The organism is Streptomyces sp. NBC_00568, from assembly GCF_026341855.1.
GTDB lineage: Bacteria > Actinomycetota > Actinomycetes > Streptomycetales > Streptomycetaceae > Streptomyces.
In genome coordinates this window covers 2,935,151-2,959,851 of record NZ_JAPENW010000001.1, presented here as the reverse complement: position 1 = coordinate 2,959,851, position 24,701 = coordinate 2,935,151, and the positions used below count along the sequence as shown (strand labels likewise).

Here is a 24,701-nt window from a genome sequence, read left to right as displayed (position 1 = left end):
CAGGGGCGGCACACCGGACGACGGTCAGGTCAACCCCCTTACGGCGCCCAGGGGTTCACTTTCCTATCACGGGGATTTGTCGGAATTCTGCGTTCCGCCGCGCGCTCTCCCTGGTGTCACGCTTGTGTGAAGGGATCGCAAGGGGAAGGTAAAGCGCGTCAGTGCGGTGAGGCGATCGCCCTGGCCGCCGCGACCTCCTGCCGTACCGGTTCGAGCACGCTGCCCGAAGGGCCGGTGAGGTCGGTGCGGACGGCGACGAGCACGTCCGTCTCGCGCAGTCCCTCGGACAGCTCCCGCAGCTGGAGCGCGACGGTGGAGATCTCGACCGACGACGGCTCGGCCGCGCCCTGTTTCACGTGGACCCGCGCGGCGGTCGTCGCGTCCACGATCCGTTCGACGGCGACGACGAGCGGCATCCAGGCGGCGGCCCGGCGCCCGTTCGGCGGCGGTTCGGTCAGGGCGCGCTGGAACTCCGTACGGATGGAGGAGAGGTCCCGGTACAGACGGCGCCGGCTGCGGGCGCGGGCCGCTGGTTCGGCGGTGTCCCCGAAGGCCAGCTCGACATAGCCGGCGGTGTCGGCGACCGCGTCCGCGAGCCGGTCGCCGACCCGGGCGTGCCAGCTCTCCGGCCAGAGGAGGTACCCGGCCACCAGGGCGATCGCGCAGCCGATGAGGGAGTCGACGAGGCGGGGCACGATGAGCCCGGTGCCCTGGTGGTTGAGGTTGTCGGACAGCAGCAGGATCACCGGGGTGATGGCGGCGGTCTGATAGCCGTAGCCGCGAGGGGTCAGGACCGGGATGAGCGGGGCGAGCAGCATCATCACGGGCACGTCCCACCAGCCGCGCGGCACCACGGTCAGCACGGCCGCCGCGACCACCAGCCCGGCGACCGTGCCGATCGCGCGCAGCAGCGCCCGGGAGAAGACGGAGCCGTAGTCGGGCTTCATGACGAACGTGATGGTGAGCGCGACCCAGTAGGAGCGCGGCACCGCGACGGTCGAGACCAGCACCTGGCCGAGGCCGATGCACAGGGCGAGGCGGGTGCCGTAGCGCCAGGAGGCCGGGGACAACAGGACGTTGCGGCCGGCGCGGGCGGCGCGGACGCGGAGCGGGGCGGGCCTGCCGAGGCGGTCGTCGAGGGCGCGCGCGTCGGGGGACCGGTCCGTGACGACGCCGGAGGCGTGCCGCAGGGCGTGGTCGACGGCACGCGAGGTCTCGTCGACCGGGGTGGGCAGGCGCAGTTCCAGGGGGCCGGTGCCGCCGGTCTCGACGGCCTCGGCGAGCCGGCGGACGGCGGCGGGGATCTCGGCGGGCAGCGGCGCGCCCCGCTGGTGGGCCGCGGGGGCGGCCTCCACGACCGGGGTGACGGCGTTGAGCTGGGCGAGCAGCCGGACGAGGTCGGTGCTGCGGCCGTGGTGGAAGGCGCGCCGGGCGAGGACGAGGTCGTACGCCTGGTTGAGGGACTGGGTGACGGCGACGCGGAGGTCCTCGTAGGCGTCGGTGCCGCTCGCGGCGAGCAGGTCGGCGACCTTGCGGTAGGTGTCGGCGACGGCGGACCGTTCCGGCACCCCCGAGCGCAGCGGCCAGGCGAGCAGGGCCAGCGCGAGGACGAGGAGCCCGCCGCCGGACATCAGGACCGGGGCGAGCCACCAGGCGCCGGGCAGCGGAAGTCCGGCGCCGATCACGCAGTTGAGGAGCAGCAGCAGTCCGGTGACGGAGGCGACGGCGCCGATCGAGGAGATCATCCCGGAGACCAGGGCGACCCCGGTCACCGCGGCGACGGCGACCCAGCCGTGCCCGAAGGTCAGGGCGCCGATGGTGACGCCGATCGCGCCGAAGAACTGCGGGACGGCGATGTTGAAGATCCGCATGCGGTACGCGTCCGCGGTGTCGCCGATGACTCCGGACAGCGCGCCCATGGAGGCGAGGGCGCCGTACGCGGGACGGCCGTAGGCGAGGCCGATGGCGAGGGGGAGCGACAGGGCGACGGCGGCGCGTACGGCGGCGGGCCGGTTGACGGGTGCCCGCTGCGGTTGGAGGTTCCTGACCAGCCAGTCGGGAGGGGTGAGGCCGATGGGGAACTCGCGGGACATGTCCCAAGTATGGGGGTGTCCGGAAGGCGGCTCCCGGCTCAGTCCCGCTGGTGGAGGGTGAGGTCGACGACGAGGGCGCGGTGGTCGCTGCCGCCGATCCGCAGGAAGGCGGCCCGGTCCGCGGAGAAGTCGGCCGAGACGAGGACGTGGTCGATCTGCGCGCCGAACGCCGGTGTGGTCCTGGCCGGCCAGCTCGGGGTCCGCGGGGAGCCCGCGAGCCGGGCGCTGTCGCGCAGTCCGGTGTCGAGGATGCGGCGGAAGACGGCGTGGTCCTGGGAGGCGTTGAAGTCCCCGGCGAGGACGGTGGGTTCACGGGACCGCGCCGCGTAGTCGCGCAGTTCGCCCAGTTCGCGCCGCCAGACACCGATCTGGCCCGGGAGCGGGGGCATCGGGTGGGCGAGCTGCAGCCGGACGGCGTGGCCCCGCACGTCGGCGACGGCGCCCGGCATGCCCATGGTTCCGCGCACACCGTCGGCGCCCTTCAGCGGGAACCGGCTCATGACGACGGATCCGTCGGCCCCGGCCCCCTCGACGGCCTCCCGGTACGGATACACGCCTTCGCCGCCCCCGAAGGCGTCCTGCAGCGCCCGCGAACACCCGTAGTCGCACTCCTCGACGAACAGGATGTCGGGCCCGCGCCGCCGGACGGCCTCGATCAGTGAACCGGTCCCCCGCCCGAACTCCACGTTGGAGGTCATGACCCGCAGCCCGGCGAGCGGACTCCCGCCGGGTTCGGTGGCACTGCCGTAGGGCTCGATGAACCAGGCGACGAACCCCAGGAGGGCGACCCCCCACACCAGACCCGTCCGCCAGCGCGCGAGCAGGGCGAGCAGCAGGGCGAGACCGGTCGGTACGAGCAACCACGGCAGGAACGCCAGCAGTTGAGGTACGGGTGTGATCCCGTCGGTGTCGGCCGCCCGGCATCCGACGACGACGCTCACCCCGGCCAGCAGCAGACCGGCCACCCAGACCCCGAAGGTCCGGCCACCCCGCCGCTCCCGGTACGCCGGATCCTCCGCGCCCGTCCACTCCGCCGCCGCAGTGTCCAACTCCCCGCCTTCCGTTCGTCCGGGTGAGGTGTCCGAATCCTCCCCCGAAGACGGGGTGCGGTGGTGGAGGGTTGCCCGCTGCGATGTCCGGGCCCCGGGCGCCCCCGGTGCGGGCCGGACGTCCGTCCGCTCGGGCAGGGTCAGACGCCGACCTGTGTCGACTGCTCCGCGGGAGCCGGCCGGGTCGCCCTGGCCGCCTGCCGGTGGCGCGTGAAGACGCCGACGAGTACGGCGGTCAGAGTCACCGTCAGACCCATGGCCAGCAGCAGCCAGCAGACGAAGCGGAGGGTCTCGGTCAGGGCGTCGTACACCGCTCCCGCGGCCGTGCGGGACACGTCGGGAGGCAGGTCGTCGAGGGTGAGCCTGCGGCCCACGGTGATCGCGACGCCGAGCAGCGTGGCGCCCAGCGCGGTGCCGAGGCCCGTCGCGAGGACCGCCCGGCGGCGGCACACGGCGACGACGATCCCGGCCGCCGCGAAGACGACCGACGCCACCGGCAGCCAGAAACCGGCGACTTCGAGCACGTGGAACCCCTTCCGGAGACGGGCCATGTCCTCGGCCTCGAGCACGGTGATCTCGGTGTGCTCGACGGGGATGCGGCCGGCCAACGGCATGTGGTCGTCGGCGAGTCGGCGTTTGACCCGCTCGGTGACGGGCGCGAGGTCGACGGTCACCGCACCCTCGCGGTCCTCGCGCAGCGCCCGCATCACGGCTTCGTGCGCGGCCAGGTTGGCGGCCTCCCACGCCGTGCGGTACGCCTCGGTCTCGGTGAACGAGCGCACCGCGTCCCGCACGAAATGGTTCACCGGCCCCTGGAGCCTTGGCCGTACGTGGACTTCGCGCAGGATGCCGTCGGTGACGCCGGCCGCGATCGCGTCCCGTACGTCGGCGTCGGCGGCGAGCGGCGCCATGGTGGCCTCGTACCGCGCGGAATCGCCGAGCCCGTACATCGCCCAGGTCGACAGCGCGCCGAGCGGCGCGAGCAGGCAGGCGAGGCCGATCAGCACGGTCGACAGAGCGCTCCGGACACGAGGGGACACCTCTTCAGGCAAGGCCTCCCGGAGGCTGTCCGCGAGCGGGTTGACTGCAAATGGGCGCATATGACAAGCCGAACGGGGAGCCGCCACGCCCGCGAAGCCGCTTCCGACCCCCGTCCGGCCCTCTTCGACGGCCTCCCCACGCCGCCTTCCACCCCCGCGCTTCCCAGTCGCCCCAAGGGCTCCGCCCGCTCCGGTGGAGCCCTCACCCGAACGGGTGTTTCCTGGATCTGGGGAAAAGGAGGCCGATATGCGCACCACCCCGGCCCTGCGGACTCTTGCCGCGGCCCTGCTCAGCGGCGGTGTACTGACCGTCGCGGCCGCCGGCACCTCCATGGCGGCGGCTCCGTCGGCGCACACCGACAGCTCCGGTCCCGTCTGGGGCACCGTCGTCTCCCGTGGAGAACTGAACCTGCGACTCCAGCCCAGCACGAACTCGCCCGTCGTCGGCGCGCTCTCACCGGGCAGTCAGGACCGCGTGCAGTGCGCGGTGACCGGACAGAGCGTCTTCGGCGACACCAACTGGTACTGGCTCGTCGGCGCCCACGCCTGGGCGAGCGCCGCGTTCGTCGACACCGGCGGCCAGTGGGTGCCCAGTTGCTCGGACCCGTGCCCCGGCGAGAAGGACGGGGTGTGGCACAACGCGCACTGGGACAACGACCGGAACCCGCGCAACGACCCCGGCTGGAGTTCGACCGGCTCCACCTGGAGCTTCAGCGTCTCCAGCTCCTGGACCTGGACCGTGTCCGGCTCCTCCTCGAACTCCTGGGACTGGGTCCCAGGTGGTAGGTGAGTAGGTGAGTGAGGGAGACGCACGAGGCCCCGGCTGCCCGCCGGGGCCTCGTGCGCCGTATGCCGTGGTGGCGTCGGCCGTACGCCGTGATGACGAGTCAGTCGTGGCCGTGGTGACGTCAGCCGTGGTGACGCGTCAGTCGTGCTTGACGTCAGCTGTGGTGTGACGTCAGCCGTGTGCCGTTCCGGCCTCCCGCGAGGCCGGAACGGCACAGGACGAGGCACAGGACGACGTCAGCCCGCCTTTCCCGCGGCGTCCTCGTGTGTGTAGTAGCGGTAGAAGGCCACCGCGAACACGCCCACGGCGACCGCCAGCGACATGAACACGGACCGCAGGACGGTCGCGTCGGTCTGGCTGTACAGGAAACCGAACGCACAGCCCGCGAACGCGGCCCACATCACCGCGTGCAGTTCGCGCCGCATCATCGGCGCCAGCGCGCGGACGCCGATGTAGGCCGCCGCGAACGCGATGGCGCACACGAAGCCGAACAGCACGTTCCAGCCCGTGATCGCACCGGTGTCCCGGTTGATGGCGGCGGCCCAGAAGCCGTAGACGAGACCGGCGGCGACGGGCACCGCCCACTTCGCGATCGTGTGGGTCTGCGCCCCGAAGACGTCGGTCGATCCGGATGTACTCGCTTTCCCTGAAACGGGTGCGGCGTGAGCCATGGGAGGACTCCTCTCTGCTCGCCCCCCGCCTTCCAGGTCACACCTCGCCGGAGCCCCTGGCAAGTCGGGACGGGAGGCCTGTCGCAGGCCTTCCGCGAGGGGCGTCCGCCGGTCGCCGACGGCCGGCCCGCCGGGGACGCGTCGATCATGGGCGCGTGCCGCGCCGGGATGCGGTGATCATGGTCGCGTGCTTCGCTGAGGTGCATGAAGCTCGTACTCTTCGGCGCCACCGGCATGGTCGGCAGCCGCATCGCCACGGAGGCGTCGGCACGCGGACACCAGGTCGTCGCGGTCAGCCGGTCCGGGCAGTCCCCGGTGCCCGGGGTCGCCTCGACGGCGGCCGACGCCTCGGACCCGGCGAAGGTCGCCGAGCTCGTGGCCGGCGCGGACGCGGTGGGGTCTGCGTGCGTCCCGCCCCGGGACGGCTCCGATCCCCGCGAACCCTTCCTCGTCCTCAACCAGTCCCTGGTGGACGGCGTCCGGACGGCCGGGGTACGGCGGCTCGTGATCGTCGGCGGCGCGGGCACCCTGGAGGTCGCGCCCGGTCAGGCCGCCTGTGACCAGCCCGACTTCCCGGAGACCTACCTTCCCGAGGCCCTGGCCCACCGCGACGCCCTCGCCTTCTACCGGGCCTACGTCGACGACCTCGACTGGACGTACATCTCGCCCGCCGCGGAGATCGGTCCGGGCGAACGCACGGGCGAATTCAGGATCGGCGGCGACCGCATGCTCACCGACGCCGAGGGCCGGAGCCGGATCAGCGCCGAGGACTACGCGATGGCCTTCGTCGACCAGCTGGAGATGCCCGTCCACCCGAACGGCCGGATGTCGGTCGCGTACTGAGAGCAGGGAACGGGAGGCGGTACGGCGAGGTGGCCGCCCGTAGATCCGTACTCGGCGGACTCCCGCGCGCCGGGCGGCCGGACGATGTCCAACGGCAGAAACCCCTGCGTGCGCGCGGCCGCAGCATCGCCTGGGTGCCGCCGCTGCTGCTGCTCGTCGCCATCGCGCTGCTCGACGCGAACACCTCCGGCAGATTCCGGATCATCTCCTGGGTGGCGCTGGTTCCGGCCATCGCCGCCGCGCTCTGCGGAGTGCTGGGCACGACGGCGTTCGCCGTGCTGTCGCTGCTCACCTACAGCGCCGTGGACACGTCGTGGCCGCACCAGTACCGGACGGGTCTGCCCGATTTCATCCTCGTTCTGGCGGGCGGCGTCCTCGCGGTCCTCGCCTGCTCGGTGCGGGTGCGCGGTGAGCGCCGCATGCTGCACATGCGGGACGTGGCCGAGACGACCCGCCGCACCGTGCTGCGCCCGATGGCGCCGGGCTGGGGCGGCCTGGACCACGCCGCCGTCTACCTCACCGCCGACAGCGAGGCCCGCGTCGGCGGCGACTTCTACGACATCCAGCCCGGACCGCACGGCACCCGCCTGCTGCTCGGCGACGTCCAGGGCAAGGGACTGGCGGCGGTGGAGGCGGCGGCCGCGCTGCTCGGCACGTTCCGCGAGGCGGCGTACCACGAACAGGTCCTCGCCACGGTCGCCGCCCGGCTGGAGGTCCGGATGCTGCGGCACGTCCGCTACTGCGCGGCGCTCGGCCGCGACGAGGGCGACCGTTTCGCGACCGGCGTCCTGGTCGCCTTCCCCGAGGACACGGCGGCCACCGTCGAGGTCATCAACTTCGGCCACGAACCTCCGCTCGTGGTCACTCCCGACGGCGTACGGAGTCTGCCGCTCGGGGACGGACTGCCGCTCGGACTAGGCGAGTTGACGTCCGAGCCGCCACCGGTGCTGCGGGTTCCGCTGGCTCCCGGAGAGACGCTGCTCCTGGTCACGGACGGCGTGACGGAGGCCCGCGACGCGGCCGGCGACTTCTTCCCGCTCCGCGACGCCCTCGTGAGGGCACTGGCCCGGGACCGGCGCACCGCCGACCCGCGCCTCCTCGTACGGTTCGTCCGCGACGGCACCCTGGGCCACTGCGGCGGCCGGCTCGCCGACGACACGACGATCTTCGCGGTTCGGCGCCTGGCTCCCGGCGGTCGGCGGGCGTAGCGGGGACGGCGGACACGGACGTCAGGTCCCGTCGGGCGGCGGTGAGTTCGCACGCCGCGCGTCCCCTCTTTGCATGCGCAGCGGTTACGGTGCTGACGTACCTGATCGATGGGGGAGGGAACCTATGCCCGGAACCGTGCTGCTTCTCGCGGCCTCGCCGGTGGGCAAGGGGTGTCTGGTGGACGCGGCCTCCGTGCTCCCCGTGCTCGCGGCCGTCGCCCCGTCGGTGCTCTCGGGCACCGAGACCGCGAACGTCGTGGAGCTGGCCGACCCGTTGGAGCCGCAGGCCGTGCTGACCCGGCTGCGCGCGGCCGCGACCTCTCCCGGACCACTGACGATGTTCGTGACCGGGCAGCTCCAGCTGGACCGCCGCCAGCGGCTCCCCCATCTCGCGCTGGCCCGCACCACTCCGGCGACGGTCCGCTACACGGCCTTCCCCTGGCACTGGGTCGCCGAGGAACTCCGGCTGCGCCCACCGGGCCTGACGAGCGTCTTCGTCGACCTGCACGCGGACGCGGACACCTGGACGCACCTCGCCGGGCGCCCTCTCGCGGTGGGTCCGGCGACCGCCCTGTACGGCCGGGTCGCCCCGCCCCCGCCCCGCCGTACGGTGGCGCAGCCGACGTACATGAGAGCCGTCGCCACCATCCTTCGCAGTGGCCACCGGCCTCCCCTCCTCCAGCTCCACCAGCAGGCCCTGACGAGGACGACGGGCGAGGACGCGGCGGCCCGGCCGGGGACGCCGGATCTGCTGTTCGCACCCGGGCAGGGCGGTCCGGGCGCGCCCGCTTCCGCCGCCGCCCCGGTTGCGGGTGCGGTGGTCGCGGAGACCGGCGCGCCGCCGTTCCCGCCCGGTCCCGGGCAGTCCTGGGCCGGGCAACCATGGCCCCCGGCACCGGGGTTCACGACCGTGACATCTCCTCCGCCGCTCCCGCAGGCCCCGCCGCCCGCGCCGTTCGCGCCGCCCGCTCCGTTCGCGTCGCCCGCCCCGCAGGCGCCGCCCGCGCCGCTCACGCCGCCCGAGCCGCCCCTCGGCGCACCCTCCAGGGTGGAGCCGTCCACCCCACCGGGGTCCCAACCGCCCGCCCCGCCGCAGCCGATGCTGATGGCCATCCCCAACCAGGCGACTCAGCAGGAGAGTTCACCGTCCTCCGATCCCCATGGGGAGATCACCGCCGCCGTCCGGGCCGGACGGCACGGTGAGGCCGCCGGGTTGGCGGGCCGCCGGGAGGAGGAGGCGCTGCGCGCGTACGGGCCCGGCTCCGAGCAGGTGCTGCACTGGATGGAGGTGCGGGCGGATCTGGCGATGTTCGCGGGGGACCCGGAGCGCAGCTGCCGTACCTGGCTGGCGGTCGCGGTGGCCCGGCTGGACGCGGGACAGGCCGCGGACACCCCGGAGGTGGAATCGGCGGTGGACCGCGCGCACCACCAGTGGGGCCGTGTCGACGATCCGGCGCGGGCCCGCGAACTCGGCTCGGAACTGGCGCGGTTGAGGCTGCGCGTGCCCGGACGCCGGGAAGGCGCGCTGGACCACGTCCAGGAGCAGCTGCGCCAGTTGCAGACGCAGGCGTGAGGCCGGGAGGTTCTCAGCCGCCGACCGACAGGGACGCCAGCGCACCCGACACCAGGGTCCGTACGCCCGGCGCGAGCGTGCACAGGTCGGGGGCGAAGTGCGGACTGTGGTTGCTGGGCACGGCCGCGAGCCTGGTCATGAGGTCGTCGCCGCCCGGGGCCGCGTTCCAGACGTCGGCCGGGGTGCTGGTCACGAACCAGTAGGAGTAAGGGATTCCCCCGGCGGCGAGCCGTGGGAAGTCCTCGCTGCCCATGGCCGGACCGGGGTCGAGGATCGTCCCGGCACCGAAGACCTCGCCGTGCACGGCGGCGGTCCGCCGGTCGGTGTCGGCGTCGTTGACGGTCACCGGGAAGTCGCTGCCCACGGTGATCCCGGGCTCGGCCGGGCAGCCGGCCGCCGCGCACTCGCCCGCCGCGACGCGTCGCACGGCGGCGATCATCCGCTCCCGCACCTCCGGCGACTGGGTCCGCAGGTTCAGGGAGATCCGGGCCTCGGACGGGATGATGTTGTGCCGGGTGCCGGCCTCGATCCGCCCCACGGTCAGCACGGCGGAGTCCCGGGCCGCGACCTCCCGGCTGACGACCGTCTGGAGCCGCGTCACGATGTACGCCGCCGTCACCACCGGGTCGACGGTCGCCTCGGGCCGCGAACCGTGGCCGCCCCGCCCGTGCACGACGATGTCGATGTCCGTCGAGGCGGACATGATCAGACCCGGGGAGTGCGCGTACAGCCCGGCGGGGCCGGGTGCCGCGTGCTGGGCGAGCAGGACACCGGGCCGCGGGAAGCGTTCGTGGAGCCCGTCGGCGACCATCAGGGCGGCGCCCTCGCCCGTCTCCTCGGCCGGCTGTCCGACCAGGACCAGCGTGCCGGACCAGGTGTCGCGCCCGGCGGCGAGCGCCTCGGCGGCACCGGCCAGCCAGGTGACGTGCAGATCGTGACCGCAGGCGTGCATGACTCCGTCGGTCCGTGAGGCGTACGGCAGTCCGGTCCGCTCGGCGACGGGCAGCGCGTCCATGTCGGCGCGCAGCAGGACGGTGGGCCCGTCCCCGTTCCGCAGGACGCCCACGACGCCCGTGCCGCCCACGCCCTCGGTCGTGTCGTACCCGGCCTTGCGCAGCCGCTCGGCGAGGGCGGCGGCCGTGCGGTGCTCGCGCAGCGACAGCTCGGGATGCCGGTGCAGGTCGCGGTAGAAGTCCTCCAGGGCGGGGACCGGGAGGTCGGCGGTGAGGTCCAGCGCGATGCGGGCGGCGGCAGAGGTCACGGGCCCAGCGTAAGCGGCGGGTGTCCCTCGTACGGGGGATTCGGAGCGGCCGTACGGCCATGACGCCGCCGTCCGTCATCCCCAGGACGGCCGGGACGGGGCGGGATGTCACCCGCTGCCGGCCGGCGACCGTGTCCACGACCGGCGGAGCGCGCCCTCAGGGCGCGTCCGGCGTCCACAGCGTGTGGACGGGGCGGCCGGGGACGGCAATGGCACTGAAGGACCCGGTGGCGAGGCACGCGCCCGGACGGCGGTGCGTCGGGTCAGCGTCCCGCGGGGAGTCCCTGATGCCCGGCCGCCTTCGAGGCGGTGTGTGCGGCGGGGGCCGGTCCCGCCGCCCTCGCGGGGCCGACGTTCGCCACCGTGACCAGCGCGGCGACCGCGATGACGGCGGCGAGAAACCCTCTGGAGTAGCGCGCGGAAATACGTCGGAGCACGGTGACCTCGCAACAACAGCGGCGTATTAAGCAGGCTTAATCCGCCGCTTAACGTAGAGGTTCTCGTCCTTCCATCGCAAGAGGGCCAAGGAGAGTTGGACGAGAGTCGACAACAGGCCGGACTTAACTCGGCTTAATGGCATGCTTAACCCATGGCGGAGCGGGACGACCCGGAGATCATCGGGCGCAGGGTGCAGCAGCTGCGTACGGAACGCGGCCTGACGCAGAAGCAGTTGGCGGAGCCTGCGTACACCCCCGCGTACATCTCCACCCTGGAGGCCGGACGGGTGCGGGCCTCCGAACCCGCGCTGCGGCACATCGCCGGACGGCTCGGGGTCGCCTACGAGGAGCTGGCCACCGGGCGGCCCGCCCACCTCGCCACCGACCTGCGGCTGCGGCTGACCGACGCGCAGCGCACGCTCGCCACCGGAGAGGCCGAGGTGGCCGCCGGCGTCTACACCGCGCTGCTCGCCGAGGCGGAGGCGCACGGACTGGTCGCCGAGCAGGCCGCGGCGCTCCTCGGACTCGGCGAATGCGCCCTGGACATCGGGGACCTGGAGACGGCGCAGCGGCGCTTCGAGGAGTCGGAGCAGCGGATGGGGGACGCGCCGCTGCCGCAGCGGGTCCCCGCCGTGCGCGGCCGGGCGGTCTCCCACTACCTCGCCGGTGAACTCCGTTACGCCTGCTACCTGTTCGAGTCCACCCTCGACGAGCTCAACCGGACGGGCCTGCACGACCCCGACGCGCTGCTCCTGCTCTACACGGGAGTCATCGCGCCCTACATGGACATGGGCGCGCACGCCCGGGCCGCCCAGGCGGCCGAGTTCGCGCTCGCCCTCGCGCCGCAGGTCGGCGATCCGGCCCTGGTGGCGCGGATGCACCGGTCGGTGGCGCGGACGATGATCGCCGAGGGGCGGATCGCCGAGGCCGACGTCTCCCTCGCCAAGGCCGCCGAGCTCTACCGGCAGCTCCAGATCCGCACCGAGCTCGCCAACTGCCACTGGATGCGCGGATACCTGTACGCGCAGAACGGCGAACTGGAGAGTGCCGAGGACGAGTTGCGCGAGGCGCAGGCCATGCTGTCCGCCAAGCGGGCCGCGCTCTACACCAGCCAGGTCGCGGTGGAGCTCGCCGACGTGCTGCACCGGCGCGACAAGTCCGACGAGGCGGCCGCCCTGCTGCACCAGGTGCTCGGCGACCTGAACTCCGAGCGGGGTGCCATCCACGCGGCGGCCGCGCACCGCCTGCTCGGCATCATCGCCGAGGACGCCCGGGACACCGAGGCGGCGGAGGAGCACTATGTGCGGGCGATGAGCCTGCTGGAGCGGGCGGGCGCGGCCGGGGACCTGGCGGACCTGTGCCGGCTGCTGGGCGACCTGCTGCGCCGTACGGGCCGGGTGGAAGCCGCCCTGGACGCCTACCGCACGGGCCTCGGCCATCGCACGGCCCCGGGCACGACGACCCTGGGCCCGGCCCCGGCGCAACCGCCTCTCTGACACGCACCGACGTCACGCCCCTCCGGCACCGGGCGCCGGAGGCGGGCGGCGGAGGTGTCAGTTCATGCGTTCCACGGCGTCCTTCGCCTCTTTCAGGCCCGCGCCGGTGGCCTCTCGGTAGGCCTTGATCGCCTGGATCTTCTTGCCGTCGCGCAGGAAGGCGGTGACCTGCGGAAGGTGCGGCGGATCCTCGCGGATGCCGAGGTGGTCCAGGATCAGGTCGAGCCGGCGCTCGACGTGGGCGATCCTGCGGTCGGTGCGGCCGAGCTTGCTCTCCAGACCGGCGAAACCCGCGATCACGAGCGCGGCGAGGACGAACAGACCTGTTATTTCCATGGTCGTTGATCCTAGAGTGCCTCGCCCGGGGAGCCGAGGCGGCGCAACAGGCCGAGCAGCGTTGCCCGTTCGCCTTCGTCGAGCGGCCCGAACGACGCGGCGAGAACCTCGCGCGTGACGGCACGGCCTGCCGTCAGGACGTGCTCCCCGGCCTCCGTCAGCTGGTGCTCGATACGGCGGCCACGACCGGGCCGGCGTTCGATGAGGTGCTGGGCCGCGAGCCGGGAGGCGAGGGTGCCGAAGGCCTGGTCGCCCTGGAAGGTCGCGACCGCCAGCTCGTGCGCGGACGCACCCGGCGTACGGGAGATCGCCCGCAGCGCGTCCCACTGCGCCAGCGTCGTGCCGACCGACGCGAGGCGCGTGTCGAGCGTGCGGTGATGCCGGTACTGCGCCTCCTTCACGGCACGCCCGAGCTCTTCGACATCGACGGGGCCGGGGGACGGATCCGCGCCGACACCGACGGAGGCGGCGAGGCCCGCTGCGGAAGCGGAAGCAGCAGCAGAGGCAGAGGCAGGGGCAGGGGCGGCATCGGGGACAGGGGTGGGGGCTGCCGCCCGGGGCCCGGGTCCCTCATGGTTCGCGGTCATGTCCGCATCCTAATCGACTATCTAAGCTTGCGTATATATGTATGCGTAGATAGCGTGGGGCGCATGACCGACACCGAGTTCCGCACCCGCACCGTCTTCCCGCGCCCCGACCTTCCCCTCGCCCTCACCGAGACCGGCCCCGCCGACGGCAGGGTCGCGCTCGTCCTGCACGGCGGGGGCGGGCCGGCCACCGTCCAGGGCATCGCCGCGCATCTGGCCGCCCGCGGCATGCGCGCCGTCGTTCCCACGCACCCCGGCTGGAACGGGACCGGGCGTCCCGGCTGGCTCACCGGTGTCGACGACCTGGCGATCGCCTATCTGCACTGGCTCAGGGACGAGGGCCACCGCGACGTCCTCGTCGTCGGTTCCTCGCTCGGCGGCTGGACCGGTGCCGAGATGGCCTTCCGCGACGACGGCACGGTCATCGGTTCGCTGGTGCTGGTCAACGCGGCGGGAGTGGCCGTCCCGGGAGAGCCGGTCCGCGACATCTTCGCGCTCCGGCCGGACGAGATCGCCACGTACTCGTTCCACGACCCGGCCCGGTTCGCCGTGGACCCCGCCACCCTCACGGAGGAACGGATCGCGGCCCAGCGGGCCGACCTGGCCACCCTGCGCGTGCTGGCCGGTGACCCGTACATGCACGATCCGAAGCTGCTGAACCGGCTCGGCCGGGTGCGGATCCCGGTCCTCGTGCTGTGGGGCGAGAGCGACCGGATCGTGACGCCCGCGTACGGGCGGGCCTACGCGGAGGCGTTCGCGCGGGGGCGGTTCGAGCCGATCGCCGAGGCCGGTCACCTGCCGCACATCGAGCGGCCCGAGGCGACGTTCGCCGCACTCGACGCTCACCTCGACGCCCGCGCCCACGCATAGGGCCACCGGCGCTCCGGCCACCGACCGTTCCCCCCAGGACCGTCGGTCGCCGAACGTTCCCGAGCCCGAGACCCTCGAAGCCCCCGCTCCCCGGGCCGCCGTCCGGTCGTCGGCCGCCCCCTAGCCGCCTGAGGTTCCCGGTCCCGCGCCCGGTCCCGCGCCCGTGCCCGCTGTCGCCGCGCCCCCGTCCACCCCTGTCGGAGTCGGCGAAGAAGTGCCGGCCGAAGCCTCGATGTCGACCACCGCGCCCGGCGAGAGCTGCTGGTACAGCCACTTGGCGTCGGCCTGGCGCAGGCCGATCCAGCCGCTCGTGCGGTCGTAGTTGCCCGGGGCCTTCTCGTCGAACGTCATGGTGGCGATGAAGTTCTCGGAGCCGTCGGAGGCGCCGAGAACGATCACCCAGGGGGCCTTGACGTCGTACTTGTCGCTGAATCCGAGGTCCCGGGCGGTGAGCACATCGACGGCCTTCTTCCTCACGACCGTCATGCGGCCGGTCGGCGTGGGTGTCTTCACCGTGCCCGCGCTGATGGTGAGTTGACGGCCCGCGACCGACAGCACGCGCCGGCCGAGGTCGACCGTTGCTTCCGGCGTCGCCGACCGGCTCGCGGTGACGGTGGGGCTCGCGGCCGGGGGCAGCTCGCGGTCCGTGCCGCCGCCCAGGCTCAGCGCGACCACCAGGGCGAGGGCTCCCGCGACGGAGGTGCCGGCCGCGGCCAGTGCCGTACGGCGGCGGCGTCGGCGGCGTACCGCGCGGCCACGGATCTCCGCACCGGTCAGCGTGGGCGGCTTCTCGCCCTCGGCAGCCAGCTCCCGCAGGTCGAAGGTGAGTTCATCGGACACGGTCGTCCTCCCTCTCACCCCTGCCCGACGGACCCGCGGATCCCGTCGGACGCGCGGAGCCGGCCGAGTCCGCCGAATCCTCCGAGAGCACCCGTGCCAGCGCGGCCCGGCCACGGGACAGCCGGGCCTTGACCGTGCCGACGGGGGCACCGGTTTCGGAGGCTACCTGCTCGACACTCAAGTCGCACAGATGGTGCAGAACGATCGCCATCCGCTGCGCTTCGGGCAGGGTGCGCAGCGCGGTGATCAGCGTGGTGCGCTCGGGGCCGGGGCCCGGGGTGTGCTCGGGCGGCGGTGTGCGCCGCACCAGCTCCAGCCAGCGGCGCGCACGGCGCCAGCGGCTCACCGCGAGCCGTATCGCCACGGTCCGTATCCACGCCTCGGGCGCCCCGTCGGCGAGGAAGTCCCGCCGCCGGTCCCAGGCGCGGACGAACGCCTCCTGGACGACGTCCTGCGCCTCGCCGTGGTCCCCGGTGAACGCGTAGAGCTGGCCGGTCAGTCGGGGAAACGCGGTCGCGTAGAACGCGTCGAACTCTTCCTCGGTCATGCCCCCCGCCCGAATGTCCGGAGTTTTGGCGCCCGGGTGCAACCCGGCCGTCCCTGCCGTGCGTACAGGTCCCGTACGTCGCACATCGAAACACACCACAGGGGGATCACCATGACCACGGGACTGAGGAGCGGCCGCCGCCGATTGGCCGGCGTCTGGAGCGCCGCGGCCGCGTGCGCGCTCGCGCTCACCGGGTGTTCGGCGCAGGCACTGACCGACGGAGGCAGGGGTACGGACGCGGGGCGGGCCGGCGGGGCGGCTGCCAGGGGGACCGCCGAACCGACGGGCAAGGCGGCTCCCAAGCCCTCCGCGACGCCGCTCAAGTCCCTGACGGGCGCGCACATCAACATCGCGGACGGGCAGACCGTGGGGGTTGGCATGCCGATATCGGTGACCTTCGACCACCCGATACCGGTGTCCGAACGAGCCGATGTGGAAAGACAGTTGAAGGTAACCGCCGATGTCGAGGGCTCCTGGGGCTGGGTCAGGGGCCACAACCTGTTCGACGGGCAGCGCGTCGACTTCCGGCCGCGCGCGTACTGGAAGCCCGGCACGGCGGTCACCGTCCGGGCCGGGGCCGGAATCACTAGGCATTTCACGGTGGGCCGCTCCCTCGTCGCCACGGTGGATGTCCGTACACACTTCATGACGGTGGAGAAGGCCGGTTCGTCGCGCCGCGTGCCGATCACCGCCGGTGCGCCGGGCATGGACACCTGGAACGGCACGATGGTCGTCTCCGACAAGGCCACCAAGGTCTTCATGGACTCGCGGACCGTCGGCCTCGGCGACGCGTACGCGGGCTATTACTACTACGCCGTCCACCTCACGACCTCGGGCACCTACCTCCACCAGAACCCGAAGGCGAACACCTACGGCGGGCACCAGAACGTCACCCACGGCTGCGTCGGACTCGCCACCGACGGCACGGCGAAGAGGTTCTTCGACGAGGTCATCCCCGGGGACGTCGTCAAGGTCGACGGCTCCCGCGACACGGTCGCCGTCGGCAACGGCTACGGCGACTGGAACCTGACCTGGGACCAGTGGCGGGCGGCGAGCGCGCTCGACTGACGTACACCCGCGCGAAAAAGTCGCCGGCCGGTGTCATCCGGCCCACGGGCGCCGGGAGTTTGTAGGAGGGGAGGGTGCCCTCCCGCTGTCCGAACGCCGGGTACATCAAGAGGAGTTGTCCGTTCATGGCAGGAACGCAGAAGTGCATGGCCGTCGCAGCGGTCGTCGCCCCCGCACCGGTCGGAGCGCCCACGGTGTACGCCGCCGAGGGCACGGTGCACTCCCGGCTGGACCTGAACTGAGCATGTGGGCGGGGGCGCCGGGCCGTTCAGGTCCCGGCTCCGCCGCCTCCCTCCGCCCCCCACGCACCCGACCCGAGGGACCGCAGGTCGTGCCGCACAACCCCACCGACATCCCCGAAGTCCACACGGACAGTGGAGACTTCGCCGAGTACGCCACCGCCGCCTGGCCCCGCCTGGTGCGCACCGCGCACATGCTCACCGGCGACTTCCACGAAGCCGAGGACCTCGTCCAGACCACCCTGGCCAAGGTGTACGCCCGCTGGCGGCGCATCCCCGGCGACGACATCGACTTCTACGTGCGCCGGTCGCTGGTCAACAACAACATCAGCCGGACCCGCAAGAGACGGGTCGTCCAACTGCTGATGCCGTTCGTTCCCGAGCGGGCCCACCAGCGCGAGCCGGGACACGCGGAGGCCGTCACCCAACGGGCCGCCCTGGACACGGCGCTGGCCGCACTGTCGGCACGGCAGCGCGCGGTGCTGGTGCTGCGCTACTGGGAGGACCTGGGCGAGGCCGAGACGGCCCAGTTGCTCGGCTGCTCGGTCGGCACCGTCAAGACCCATGCCCGGCGCGGCCTGGCAGCGCTGCGGGCCCATCCCCTGTTCACCGGCCGTCACCCCGTCTCCGGAGCCCGCCCATGAACCACTCGTCCCGTTCCGCGCGCACGTCGGCCGAGGCCGAGCGGCTGCGCGAGGTGTTCGCCGAGGCCGCGTGCGACGTCACGCCCTCCGCCGTGCCGCTGGGCGCCATCGAACGCGAGGGCCGGAGGCTCCGGCGGCGCCGCAGGACCGCCGTGCTGGGGGCCGCCTGCGGGGCGCTGCTGGTGCCGCTCGCCGTCGTCGGACTCCGCGACGGCGTGGCCTCCGGTCCCGCGGGGCCGGTGACTCCGCCCGCGGGTGGTGGCTCCAGCGCGAGCCCCTCCCTCTCCACGGGCGCCGCGAGGGTGCGGGTCGTGGCACCCGGCGAGCGGGTGCGGGTGACGGCCGGCACCGAGATGTGGCTGACGAAGGACGGCACGCACTGGACGGAACCCGGCATGCCCACCCAGTCCAGCAGCGTCGTGGACGGCAACCTCGACATGAACGGCCCCGGTGTCTCGTTCCGGCTGTCCCCCCGGGGCGACGGCCGCGGGTTCCTCTCCGGGGTCTTCCACGGAACGGGTGAACCGGCCCGCGTCGAGCTCACGACCCCCACGGGTGTCGTCCACGCCACCGCCCTGACCCTCGCGGGCAGGCCCGGCTGGGGGGCCTGGTACGCGGTGACGACGACACCGGCCTCCCCGGCCCCGGACGAGACCTCGACCGGCGACCCGTGGAGAGTCACGGTGTACGACTCCACGGGCAGGGCGATCGCACGTCAGGGGTACCGGCCGTGAAGGGCGTACGTGCCCTGACACGCGGGGCGGCCCCGCGCCGCGCGCGGGCCGTGCCGGGCCGGCGCACGCGAACCCGGACCCTGACGGGGACGGCGGCCTCCCGGCGGCGGTCCCGCATCCGGGCGGGGAGGGGGACGGCCCCTCACGCGGAGCGCGTACGCCCGGCCGCACGCGTCCGGGCCGGACTCGGCCGGTACCTCCACGACCGCCGGGTGAAGGCCCGCCGCACCCGGGGCCGCCGGCTGCGCCGCGCGCTGATCGCCCTGCTGGTCCTCGTGCTCATGCTCGTGGGCGCGGGGGTGGTGGCGTACCGGCTCACCGTGATCCCCGAGCCGCACCCGGAGACCGCGATGCAGAGCACGGTCTTCCTCGACACCCGGGGCGACTACCTGGGGCGGCGCGGCCCGGTGGACCGGCAGGCGGTCCCGCTCGCCCAGGTGCCGCGCCATGTCCAGGAGGCGGTCATCGCGGCGGAGAATCGTTCCTTCCGCACGGACACCGGAATCTCGCCGACCGCGATCGCCCGGGCGGCCTGGTCGACGGTGAGCGGCGGAGGCCGGCAGGGCGGCTCCACGATCACCCAGCAGTACGTGAAGAACGCCCTGCTCAGTCCCCAGCAGTCGCTGTCCCGCAAGGCACGGGAGGCGTTGATCGCGATCAAGCTGGACCGCACCCGGTCGAAGGACGAGATCCTGGAGGGCTACCTCAACACGGTCTACTTCGGCCGCGGTGCCGCGGGCATCCAGGCCGCCGCCCGCAACTACTTCGGCGTCGACGCGGCCCGCCTGTCGGTCAGTCAGGGAGCCGCCCTCGCCGCCGTCGTCAACATCCCCTCGTACTACGAGAAGGCGGGTTCGGACGCCGCGGTGACGGCGAAACTGACGCGCCGCTGGGAATGGGTGCTGGACGCGATGGCCGACAGCGGGGCGATCACACCGGCCGAGCGCGCCGCGGCCCGCTTCCCCGCGTTCCGCTTCTATCCGCCGGGGGCCACGGACGGCCAGCGCCAGTATCTGATCGACGCTGCCGGAGCGGAGGCCGCCGACCGGCTCGGCATCACCCAGGACGAACTGGCCCGCGGCGGCTACACCGTCCGCACCACCTTCGACCTCACCGCCCAGGACGCGGCGGCGGAACCGGCGGCCGGCCCGGCGGCGGCCGAGGGCACCCGGCTCCACTCCGCGGTGGTCGCGCTGGTGCCGGGCGACGGCGCGGTCCGGGTCCTGTACGGCGGTGCGGACTACGCCCGGCAGCCGTTCAACAACGCGCTGGCCGGAGCGGTGGAGGCGGGCACGGCGATGGAGCCGTTCACGCGGGCCGAGCTCGGCCCTCCGCTGGCCGCGCTGCCGAAGCGCGCCGCGCCCTCCCCGCTCGCGCTGGCGGCCGCGTACGCCACGGCGGCGGCCGGCGGCCGGTACGCAGAGCCGTACACCGTCCAGAAGATCACCCGGGACGGCCGCACCCTCTACGCGGCCCGCCCGCACACCCGCACCGCGATGGACCCGCTCTCCGCGCAGCTCGTCACCAAACTCCTGCACTCCGCCTCGGGACCCCGGGGCGTGTTCACCGGTGGCGCCGGAACCCGCACCCTGTGGAGGACCACGTACGACGCGAAGCTGTCCACCACGGTCGCCCTGTTCGCCCAGCATCCCGCCCACGGCCGGCATCCGGCCCGCACCGCCCAGCTCCCCTCCACGGCGGCGGAGCTGGCCGCCGATGTCGTGGCGGGCGTCATGAACCGTCTGGATCCCGTCGCCGCGTGGCCGCTCCGGGCCCCCGGTCCGTCATCCGGGGGCTGATGCGAAGCCGCGTCGCCGGCGGCGGCGTGGGCCTCCTGGTGGCTGACGCGCCCACGCCGGGCGGCACGCGGGTGTCCGCGCTGTCCGCACGTGGGTCGACCGTGGAGCGCCCGCGTACGCCCACGGATTCCGCCACGGTGGCGGCCCGCGAACCCGGTCCGGGACGGGCCCCGACCGGGGGACGGGTCCGCGTCAGGTCGGGCCTGTGACCCGCCGACGCGATCTGTCCGGGCCACGACATGCCCGTCCGGAGGACGTTTCCGTGTGCCGGGATGATCGCGCGACGCCCACCCCGACGGCTGACCTCCGGGAACGCGAGGCGGGCCGGGCCGGGACCGCTCACCGGGGTCCCGGCCCACCGCGTTCCGGAGCGGTCCGGGACCTCGAGTCGGAGCGGGATCGAGACCATCAAGCCCTACCGCCCGCCGGAATAGGGCCCATACTGGAATCACGATGAGTAAATCCTCCGCGCCCCGGCGCCACCTGCCCACCAGCCCCTTCGCCGCACCCGTCGTCCCCGTGGCCAAGGAGTTCAGCCTCGGAGACCGCGTCTCCCACGACCAGTACGGCCTGGGCACGATCGTCGGCGTCGAAGAGGGCATCGCGATGCTCGTCGACTTCGGCGCCCGCCAGGTCCGCGTCCTGAGCCCTTACACCCGGATGGACCGGCTCTGATCCGAACACACTGAAGCAACCCCGGCCCGCCACCCCAGCCCGCGGCAGCCCCCACCACAGGTTGCCGGGGCCGTGGTGTGCGGCGGTCCAGGGTGGCCACCACCTGGGGTGCTGAAGCGGTCGACGGAGTCGTCGACACCGCGGATGAAGCCCCGATTCGGCGTTGCCACGGGTGTTCCGCGTCCCCCGGTAGAGGGACAGCCGGAAGCCGTGATCCGGGCGCCGTTCGCGGGCAGGATGTCCGCCGGTTCGGGACGCGGCCGCTCCAGTGGTGCCGCGCGGCCCGCCCGTCTCCCCGTCGACGAAGGTCTCCACGCGCAGATCGGCCGGGGCCTCGTCGAGCTGCGGCACGAGCCGCACGTTGCCCCACGAGCCGCTCGGCCCAGGTGAGCTGATGGCCATGGTCCGGCGCCGGGATCTCGACGGACGTCCGCAGGTCGCCGATGCGCAGGTCCGCACCGAGCGCGAGGACGCCTCCGCGCCCGGATCACCGGTGCCGCTTCGTCCGCATCGCTCCCGGCCTCGAACGGCCCACACCGCATGCCCCCCGTCCTGCCCCGGCCGAGGCTGGCCGTATGACACTTCGCGCGCGTGATGAGCTGCCGTTCGATGACGTCGCCGACTTCGAGAACGCCGATCGGGGCTTTCTCGCGGCATTCGGACCCGCCGTGGTCCGGACGGAGGACGGGCGAGTGGTGTGGGACAGCGAGGCGTACGGGTTCCTCGACGGGGAGTGTCCCGGGACCGCGCATCCGAGTCTGTGGCGGCAGGCGCAGCTGTGCGCGCGGCAGGGGCTCTACGAGGTCACCGAGGGCGTGTACCAGGTACGGGGCCTCGATCTCTCGAACATGACGATCGTCGAGGGCGATCGCGGAGTGATCGTCATCGATCCGCTGATCTCCGCCGAGACCGCCGCCGCCGCGCTCGCCCTGTACCGCACCCACCGCGGTGACCGCCCCGTCACCGGCCTGATCTACACGCACTCGCACGGCGACCACTTCGGCGGCTCCCGCGGGGTGCTGCCGCACGGCACCGAGCAGGGTGTCCCGGTGATCGCGCCGGAGGGCTTCCTCGAGCACGCCGTCAGCGAGAACGTCTACGCGGGCAACGCCATGATCCGCCGCGCCGGCTACATGTACGGCGACCATCTGCCCAAGGCACCCGACGGCCAGATCGGCACGGGCCTCGGTTCGGCGGTCTCCAGCGGCACCATCACGCTCCTACCGCCGACCCTGGACATCACCCGCACCGGCCAGACGGAGACGGTCGACGGCGTCCGTATCGTCTTCCAGCTCACCCCCGGCACCGAGGCCCCGGCCGAAATGAACTTCCTCTTCCCGGACCGGCGGGCCCTGTGCCTGGCCGAGAACGCCACGCACAACATGCACAACCTGCTCACGCTGCGCGGCGCCCTGGTCCGCGACGCCCGCCAGTGGGCCCGCTACCTCGACGAGGCCATCGACTTCTTCGACGACACCTACGACGTCGCCTTCGCGTCCCACCACTGGCCGACCTGGGGACGCGACAACGTCGTCCGCTTCCTCGCCGAGCAGCGCGACCTGTACGCGTACCTCCACGACCAGACCCTGCGCATGCTCAACAACGGTCTGACGGGTCCGGAGATCGCCGAGGAGATGCGGCTGCCGCCCGCGCTGGAGAACGCCTGGCACGCCCGCGGCTACTACGGCTCCCTGAGCCACAACGTGAAGGCCGTCTACCAGCGCTACATGGGTTGGTACGACGGCAACCCGGCCCATCTGTGGGAGCACCCGCCCGTCGAGCTGGCACGGCGCTACGTGGAGGTGGCGGGCGGCCCGGAAGCGGCGCTGCGCACGGCGGAGCGGTACGCGGCCGACGGCGACCTGCGGTTCGCCGCCACCCTCCTGAACCACCTCGTCTTCGCCGACCCGGACGACACCGCGGCCAAGCAGGCCCTCGCCGGTGTCTACGACCGCCTCGGCCACGGCGCCGAGAACGCGACCTGGCGAAACTTCTACCTGACAGCGGCACTGGAGCTGCGCGAGGGACCCCAGGCCGACGACATCGACCCCACGAACCCCGAGATGGCGTCCGCCCTCACCGTGGGCATGCTCCTCGACTCCTTGGCCGTACGCATCGACGGACCGCGCGCGTGGGACGACCGGCTGACCCTCGACCTCGTCGTCACCGACGAGGCGCGGCGTCACCGCGTCAACCTGCACAACGGCGCCCTCACGCACCGCTCCATGCCGGTCCACCACACCCCGAAACCGCACGCCGACCTGACGCTCGTCCTCACCAAGCCGCAACTTCTCGGCCTGCTGGCCGGCGGGGGCCTCGAGGGGATCGAGAGCGACGGCGACACGGCCCTGCTGGCCCGCCTCGTCTCGTACGTCCGGGAACCCGACACCGGGTTCCCGGTCGTCACGCCCTGACGGCGCCCGCCGCGTCTCTCCGGCCGGTCCGCCCGGACACACGCGGTGCCGCCGCTCCCGTACAGCGGGGAGCGGCGGCACCGGTCCGGGGCCGACCCGGTGCTCAGCCCTGTGTCGGCGCGGGCGACTTCCCCGCCAGTACGTCCTGCAGACGCTTGGTGCCCGCTTCGACCGCCTGCTCGGTGGAGTCGTGCTCGGTGCCGTCGAGGCCGCCGTTGGTGAGGGAGAGGGCGCTGTCGCCGACCCGCACGGTGGCGAAGTCGAGCGTCAGGGTCTCGGGATCGCCCTCCAGCTCACCCTTCATCGTCACCCTGAGTCCCTGCCGGGCGTCCCCCGCATCGGGCAGAGCCGTCGAGATGACCTGGACCGTCTGCCGGTCCCCCTTGCCGTTGACGGCCGTGAACTCGTCGCACGTGTCCGGCAGCGTCTTCAGCCACTTCAGCTTGTCGTCCAGCGCCGTCTTCCCGTACGCGCCGACTTCGTAGCGCATCTGGGCGTCGTTGTCGCTGTCGTCGAAGCCGGTGACGGCACTGGCGCCCTTCGGCTCGCCCAGCAGATCCTCGGTGTAGAGACCGTCCAGCAGCTTCTGGCACTGGGTGGCGTTCGCCTTGTCGGTGATGAAGTCCGCCGGGTCGACCGTGCTCTTGAGCAGCGCGTCGTGCCAGGTCGCCACGCCCTTCGACTCGCTCCACTGCGACCCCAGGTCGGAGTTGGTGATCAGCGCGGTGTGGGCCTCGTCCTTGGTGAGCGTGCGGACGGCGGAGGCGGAGGGGGAGGGCGACGCGGCGCGGGGCTCCTCGGCGACGGGGGAGGCGGAGACGGGGGACGCGGAGACGTCCGTACGGCCGGAGCCGCTGCCGTCACCGCCGGCGTCCGAGCAGGCGGCCGTCGAGAGCAGCATCCCCGCGGTCAGGGCGGACGCGAGGAGACAGGACGGACGGTTCATGCTCATGCGAGGGCCTCCCGAGGACGGTCCCGAGGTCGGGCTGTGTCCTCCCACGCCATCACCGGCCACGGCCTCCCACCAGCGCACCGGGCCGTCCGGGTGAGCGCGGTGCGCGGACGTCATGGCCGATGCGGGGTGCTCCCGGCCGGTACCGGACCGGGATCTGCCAAAGTGGAAGGTGATGCACGCGCCCCAGGGAAGCACCATGAGCCCCACCGACCGGTTCGACGACGACGACTACCCCGCCTACACGATGGGCCGGGCCGCCGAGCTGATCGGCGCCACGCCCGCGTTCCTGCGGGCCGTCGGGGAAGCGGGGCTGATCACGCCGCTGCGCTCCGAGGGCGGCCACCGGCGCTACTCCGCCAACCAGCTGCGTGTCGCGGCCCGCGCCCGGGAGCTTGTCGACCAGGGCACCCCCGTCGAGGCCGCCTGCCGCATCGTCACGCTGGAGGACTGTCTCGACGAGGCCCTGCGGATCAACGCGGAGCTGCGCGGGTCGACGCCGCAGGACGCCTGAGCCGGAGTCCGGCACCCTCCTGGA

Annotated in this window: 24 protein-coding genes and 1 pseudogene; 13 read left to right on the top strand and 12 right to left on the bottom strand. The window is 73.3% G+C overall.

From position 1 onward, the window contains the following. Nucleotides 1-158 precede the first annotated feature (158 nt). The 3 genes from OOK38_RS12835 to OOK38_RS12825 all read right to left on the bottom strand — a co-directional run bounded on the left by OOK38_RS12835 (nucleotide 159) and on the right by OOK38_RS12825 (nucleotide 4,182). Nucleotides 159-2,093: an FUSC family protein gene (locus OOK38_RS12835; RefSeq protein WP_266760746.1), complete on the bottom strand. Its 1,935-nt coding sequence runs from the start codon at nucleotides 2,091-2,093 to the stop codon at nucleotides 159-161. 38 nt (nucleotides 2,094-2,131) lie between these two features. Beyond that, nucleotides 2,132-3,142, bottom strand: a complete 1,011-nt coding sequence (locus tag OOK38_RS12830; protein ID WP_266760748.1) for an endonuclease/exonuclease/phosphatase family protein — start codon at nucleotides 3,140-3,142, stop codon at nucleotides 2,132-2,134. A 140-nt stretch (nucleotides 3,143-3,282) separates the two neighbouring features. After that, nucleotides 3,283-4,182, bottom strand: coding sequence for a hypothetical protein (locus OOK38_RS12825; protein ID WP_266760749.1), 900 nt, complete (start codon nucleotides 4,180-4,182; stop codon nucleotides 3,283-3,285). Between the two features lie 247 nt (nucleotides 4,183-4,429). On the opposite strand from OOK38_RS12825, the gene OOK38_RS12820 reads away from it, so the two are divergent. After that, complete coding sequence (locus OOK38_RS12820) at nucleotides 4,430-4,972, top strand: SH3 domain-containing protein (RefSeq protein ID WP_266760751.1); 543 nt, start codon at nucleotides 4,430-4,432, stop codon at nucleotides 4,970-4,972. Between the two features lie 233 nt (nucleotides 4,973-5,205). Here OOK38_RS12820 and OOK38_RS12815 read toward each other — a convergent pair whose 3' ends face one another. Next, complete coding sequence (locus OOK38_RS12815; protein WP_266760753.1) at nucleotides 5,206-5,640, bottom strand: hypothetical protein; 435 nt, start codon at nucleotides 5,638-5,640, stop codon at nucleotides 5,206-5,208. A 204-nt stretch (nucleotides 5,641-5,844) separates the two neighbouring features. Between OOK38_RS12815 and OOK38_RS12810 the strand changes: the two genes are divergently transcribed. From OOK38_RS12810 to OOK38_RS12800, 3 genes are all read left to right on the top strand, one after another. Beyond that, nucleotides 5,845-6,483 (top strand): NAD(P)-dependent oxidoreductase, encoded by a 639-nt coding sequence (locus tag OOK38_RS12810; protein WP_266760755.1) that lies wholly within the window; start codon nucleotides 5,845-5,847, stop codon nucleotides 6,481-6,483. Between the two features lie 29 nt (nucleotides 6,484-6,512). After that, nucleotides 6,513-7,691, top strand: coding sequence for a PP2C family protein-serine/threonine phosphatase (locus tag OOK38_RS12805; protein ID WP_266760757.1), 1,179 nt, complete (start codon nucleotides 6,513-6,515; stop codon nucleotides 7,689-7,691). Between the two features lie 124 nt (nucleotides 7,692-7,815). Next, on the top strand, nucleotides 7,816-9,264 hold the full coding sequence (locus OOK38_RS12800; protein WP_266760759.1) for a hypothetical protein: 1,449 nt from the start codon (nucleotides 7,816-7,818) through the stop codon (nucleotides 9,262-9,264). Between the two features lie 13 nt (nucleotides 9,265-9,277). Here OOK38_RS12800 and OOK38_RS12795 read toward each other — a convergent pair whose 3' ends face one another. Beyond that, the gene (locus OOK38_RS12795; protein WP_266760761.1) at nucleotides 9,278-10,525 is read right to left on the bottom strand and encodes an amidohydrolase; all 1,248 of its coding nucleotides are present in this window, start codon (nucleotides 10,523-10,525) and stop codon (nucleotides 9,278-9,280) included. A 263-nt stretch (nucleotides 10,526-10,788) separates the two neighbouring features. Continuing rightward, nucleotides 10,789-10,962 (bottom strand): hypothetical protein, encoded by a 174-nt coding sequence (locus OOK38_RS12790; protein ID WP_266760763.1) that lies wholly within the window; start codon nucleotides 10,960-10,962, stop codon nucleotides 10,789-10,791. 152 nt (nucleotides 10,963-11,114) lie between these two features. Between OOK38_RS12790 and OOK38_RS12785 the strand changes: the two genes are divergently transcribed. Continuing rightward, on the top strand, nucleotides 11,115-12,458 hold the full coding sequence (locus OOK38_RS12785) for a helix-turn-helix domain-containing protein (RefSeq protein ID WP_266760764.1): 1,344 nt from the start codon (nucleotides 11,115-11,117) through the stop codon (nucleotides 12,456-12,458). A 57-nt stretch (nucleotides 12,459-12,515) separates the two neighbouring features. On the opposite strand, the gene OOK38_RS12780 is transcribed toward OOK38_RS12785, so the two are convergent. Beyond that, nucleotides 12,516-12,794: a ribosomal protein L7/L12 gene (locus tag OOK38_RS12780; RefSeq protein ID WP_266760765.1), complete on the bottom strand. Its 279-nt coding sequence runs from the start codon at nucleotides 12,792-12,794 to the stop codon at nucleotides 12,516-12,518. 11 nt (nucleotides 12,795-12,805) lie between these two features. Then, nucleotides 12,806-13,195: a MarR family winged helix-turn-helix transcriptional regulator gene (locus tag OOK38_RS12775; protein ID WP_266765775.1), complete on the bottom strand. Its 390-nt coding sequence runs from the start codon at nucleotides 13,193-13,195 to the stop codon at nucleotides 12,806-12,808. A 249-nt stretch (nucleotides 13,196-13,444) separates the two neighbouring features. Here OOK38_RS12775 and OOK38_RS12770 point away from each other — a divergent pair, with 249 nt between their 5' ends. Beyond that, nucleotides 13,445-14,251 (top strand): alpha/beta fold hydrolase, encoded by an 807-nt coding sequence (locus tag OOK38_RS12770; RefSeq protein WP_266760766.1) that lies wholly within the window; start codon nucleotides 13,445-13,447, stop codon nucleotides 14,249-14,251. A 120-nt stretch (nucleotides 14,252-14,371) separates the two neighbouring features. On the opposite strand, the gene OOK38_RS12765 is transcribed toward OOK38_RS12770, so the two are convergent. Together OOK38_RS12765 and OOK38_RS12760 are read right to left on the bottom strand one after the other, a co-directional pair. Then, on the bottom strand, nucleotides 14,372-15,091 hold the full coding sequence (locus OOK38_RS12765; RefSeq protein WP_266760767.1) for a L,D-transpeptidase: 720 nt from the start codon (nucleotides 15,089-15,091) through the stop codon (nucleotides 14,372-14,374). Next, nucleotides 15,081-15,638, bottom strand: a complete 558-nt coding sequence (locus tag OOK38_RS12760; RefSeq protein ID WP_266760768.1) for a SigE family RNA polymerase sigma factor — start codon at nucleotides 15,636-15,638, stop codon at nucleotides 15,081-15,083. The genes OOK38_RS12765 and OOK38_RS12760 overlap by 11 nt, the downstream gene beginning before the upstream one ends. Nucleotides 15,639-15,749: 111 nt before the next feature. Here OOK38_RS12760 and OOK38_RS12755 point away from each other — a divergent pair, with 111 nt between their 5' ends. The 5 genes from OOK38_RS12755 (at nucleotide 15,750) to OOK38_RS12735 (ending at nucleotide 20,797) form a co-directional block, all read left to right on the top strand. Continuing rightward, nucleotides 15,750-16,706, top strand: coding sequence for a L,D-transpeptidase (locus tag OOK38_RS12755; protein ID WP_266760769.1), 957 nt, complete (start codon nucleotides 15,750-15,752; stop codon nucleotides 16,704-16,706). 331 nt (nucleotides 16,707-17,037) lie between these two features. After that, nucleotides 17,038-17,589, top strand: a complete 552-nt coding sequence (locus OOK38_RS12750) for a SigE family RNA polymerase sigma factor (RefSeq protein ID WP_266760770.1) — start codon at nucleotides 17,038-17,040, stop codon at nucleotides 17,587-17,589. Beyond that, nucleotides 17,586-18,323 (top strand): hypothetical protein, encoded by a 738-nt coding sequence (locus tag OOK38_RS12745; RefSeq protein ID WP_266760771.1) that lies wholly within the window; start codon nucleotides 17,586-17,588, stop codon nucleotides 18,321-18,323. Before OOK38_RS12750 ends, OOK38_RS12745 begins: the two co-directional genes overlap by 4 nt. Nucleotides 18,324-18,535: 212 nt before the next feature. Beyond that, entirely contained in the window at nucleotides 18,536-20,122 is a 1,587-nt protein-coding gene (locus tag OOK38_RS12740; protein WP_266760773.1) for a transglycosylase domain-containing protein, read from the top strand. Between the two features lie 453 nt (nucleotides 20,123-20,575). Next, nucleotides 20,576-20,797, top strand: coding sequence for a hypothetical protein (locus tag OOK38_RS12735; RefSeq protein WP_037614735.1), 222 nt, complete (start codon nucleotides 20,576-20,578; stop codon nucleotides 20,795-20,797). 67 nt (nucleotides 20,798-20,864) lie between these two features. Here OOK38_RS12735 and OOK38_RS12730 read toward each other — a convergent pair. Next, nucleotides 20,865-21,272 (bottom strand): annotated as a pseudogene (locus tag OOK38_RS12730) (TerD family protein); the annotation flags it as partial. 100 nt (nucleotides 21,273-21,372) lie between these two features. Here OOK38_RS12730 and OOK38_RS12725 point away from each other — a divergent pair. Beyond that, nucleotides 21,373-23,211, top strand: a complete 1,839-nt coding sequence (locus OOK38_RS12725; protein ID WP_266760777.1) for an alkyl/aryl-sulfatase — start codon at nucleotides 21,373-21,375, stop codon at nucleotides 23,209-23,211. A gap of 103 nt (nucleotides 23,212-23,314) precedes the next feature. Here OOK38_RS12725 and OOK38_RS12720 read toward each other — a convergent pair whose 3' ends face one another. Then, nucleotides 23,315-24,163 (bottom strand): hypothetical protein, encoded by an 849-nt coding sequence (locus OOK38_RS12720; RefSeq protein WP_266760778.1) that lies wholly within the window; start codon nucleotides 24,161-24,163, stop codon nucleotides 23,315-23,317. 199 nt (nucleotides 24,164-24,362) lie between these two features. Here OOK38_RS12720 and OOK38_RS12715 point away from each other — a divergent pair, with 199 nt between their 5' ends. Beyond that, on the top strand, nucleotides 24,363-24,677 hold the full coding sequence (locus tag OOK38_RS12715; RefSeq protein ID WP_266760780.1) for a MerR family transcriptional regulator: 315 nt from the start codon (nucleotides 24,363-24,365) through the stop codon (nucleotides 24,675-24,677). The last annotated feature ends 24 nt before the right edge of the window (nucleotides 24,678-24,701 follow it).

What these genes read in the sequence shown, in the direction of transcription:
- OOK38_RS12835 (WP_266760746.1), bottom strand. Translation starts at nt 2,093, where the DNA reads ATGTCCCGCGAGTTCCCCATCGGCCTCACCCCTCCCGACTGGCTGGTC.
- OOK38_RS12820 (WP_266760751.1), top strand. Translation starts at nt 4,430, where the DNA reads ATGCGCACCACCCCGGCCCTGCGGACTCTTGCCGCGGCCCTGCTCAGC.
- OOK38_RS12815 (WP_266760753.1), bottom strand. Translation starts at nt 5,640, where the DNA reads ATGGCTCACGCCGCACCCGTTTCAGGGAAAGCGAGTACATCCGGATCG.
- OOK38_RS12810 (WP_266760755.1), top strand. Translation starts at nt 5,845, where the DNA reads ATGAAGCTCGTACTCTTCGGCGCCACCGGCATGGTCGGCAGCCGCATC.
- OOK38_RS12800 (WP_266760759.1), top strand. Translation starts at nt 7,816, where the DNA reads ATGCCCGGAACCGTGCTGCTTCTCGCGGCCTCGCCGGTGGGCAAGGGG.
- OOK38_RS12785 (WP_266760764.1), top strand. Translation starts at nt 11,115, where the DNA reads ATGGCGGAGCGGGACGACCCGGAGATCATCGGGCGCAGGGTGCAGCAG.
- OOK38_RS12780 (WP_266760765.1), bottom strand. Translation starts at nt 12,794, where the DNA reads ATGGAAATAACAGGTCTGTTCGTCCTCGCCGCGCTCGTGATCGCGGGT.
- OOK38_RS12770 (WP_266760766.1), top strand. Translation starts at nt 13,445, where the DNA reads ATGACCGACACCGAGTTCCGCACCCGCACCGTCTTCCCGCGCCCCGAC.
- OOK38_RS12760 (WP_266760768.1), bottom strand. Translation starts at nt 15,638, where the DNA reads ATGACCGAGGAAGAGTTCGACGCGTTCTACGCGACCGCGTTTCCCCGA.
- OOK38_RS12755 (WP_266760769.1), top strand. Translation starts at nt 15,750, where the DNA reads ATGACCACGGGACTGAGGAGCGGCCGCCGCCGATTGGCCGGCGTCTGG.
- OOK38_RS12745 (WP_266760771.1), top strand. Translation starts at nt 17,586, where the DNA reads ATGAACCACTCGTCCCGTTCCGCGCGCACGTCGGCCGAGGCCGAGCGG.
- OOK38_RS12735 (WP_037614735.1), top strand. Translation starts at nt 20,576, where the DNA reads ATGAGTAAATCCTCCGCGCCCCGGCGCCACCTGCCCACCAGCCCCTTC.
- OOK38_RS12725 (WP_266760777.1), top strand. Translation starts at nt 21,373, where the DNA reads ATGACACTTCGCGCGCGTGATGAGCTGCCGTTCGATGACGTCGCCGAC.
- OOK38_RS12720 (WP_266760778.1), bottom strand. Translation starts at nt 24,163, where the DNA reads ATGAGCATGAACCGTCCGTCCTGTCTCCTCGCGTCCGCCCTGACCGCG.
- OOK38_RS12715 (WP_266760780.1), top strand. Translation starts at nt 24,363, where the DNA reads ATGAGCCCCACCGACCGGTTCGACGACGACGACTACCCCGCCTACACG.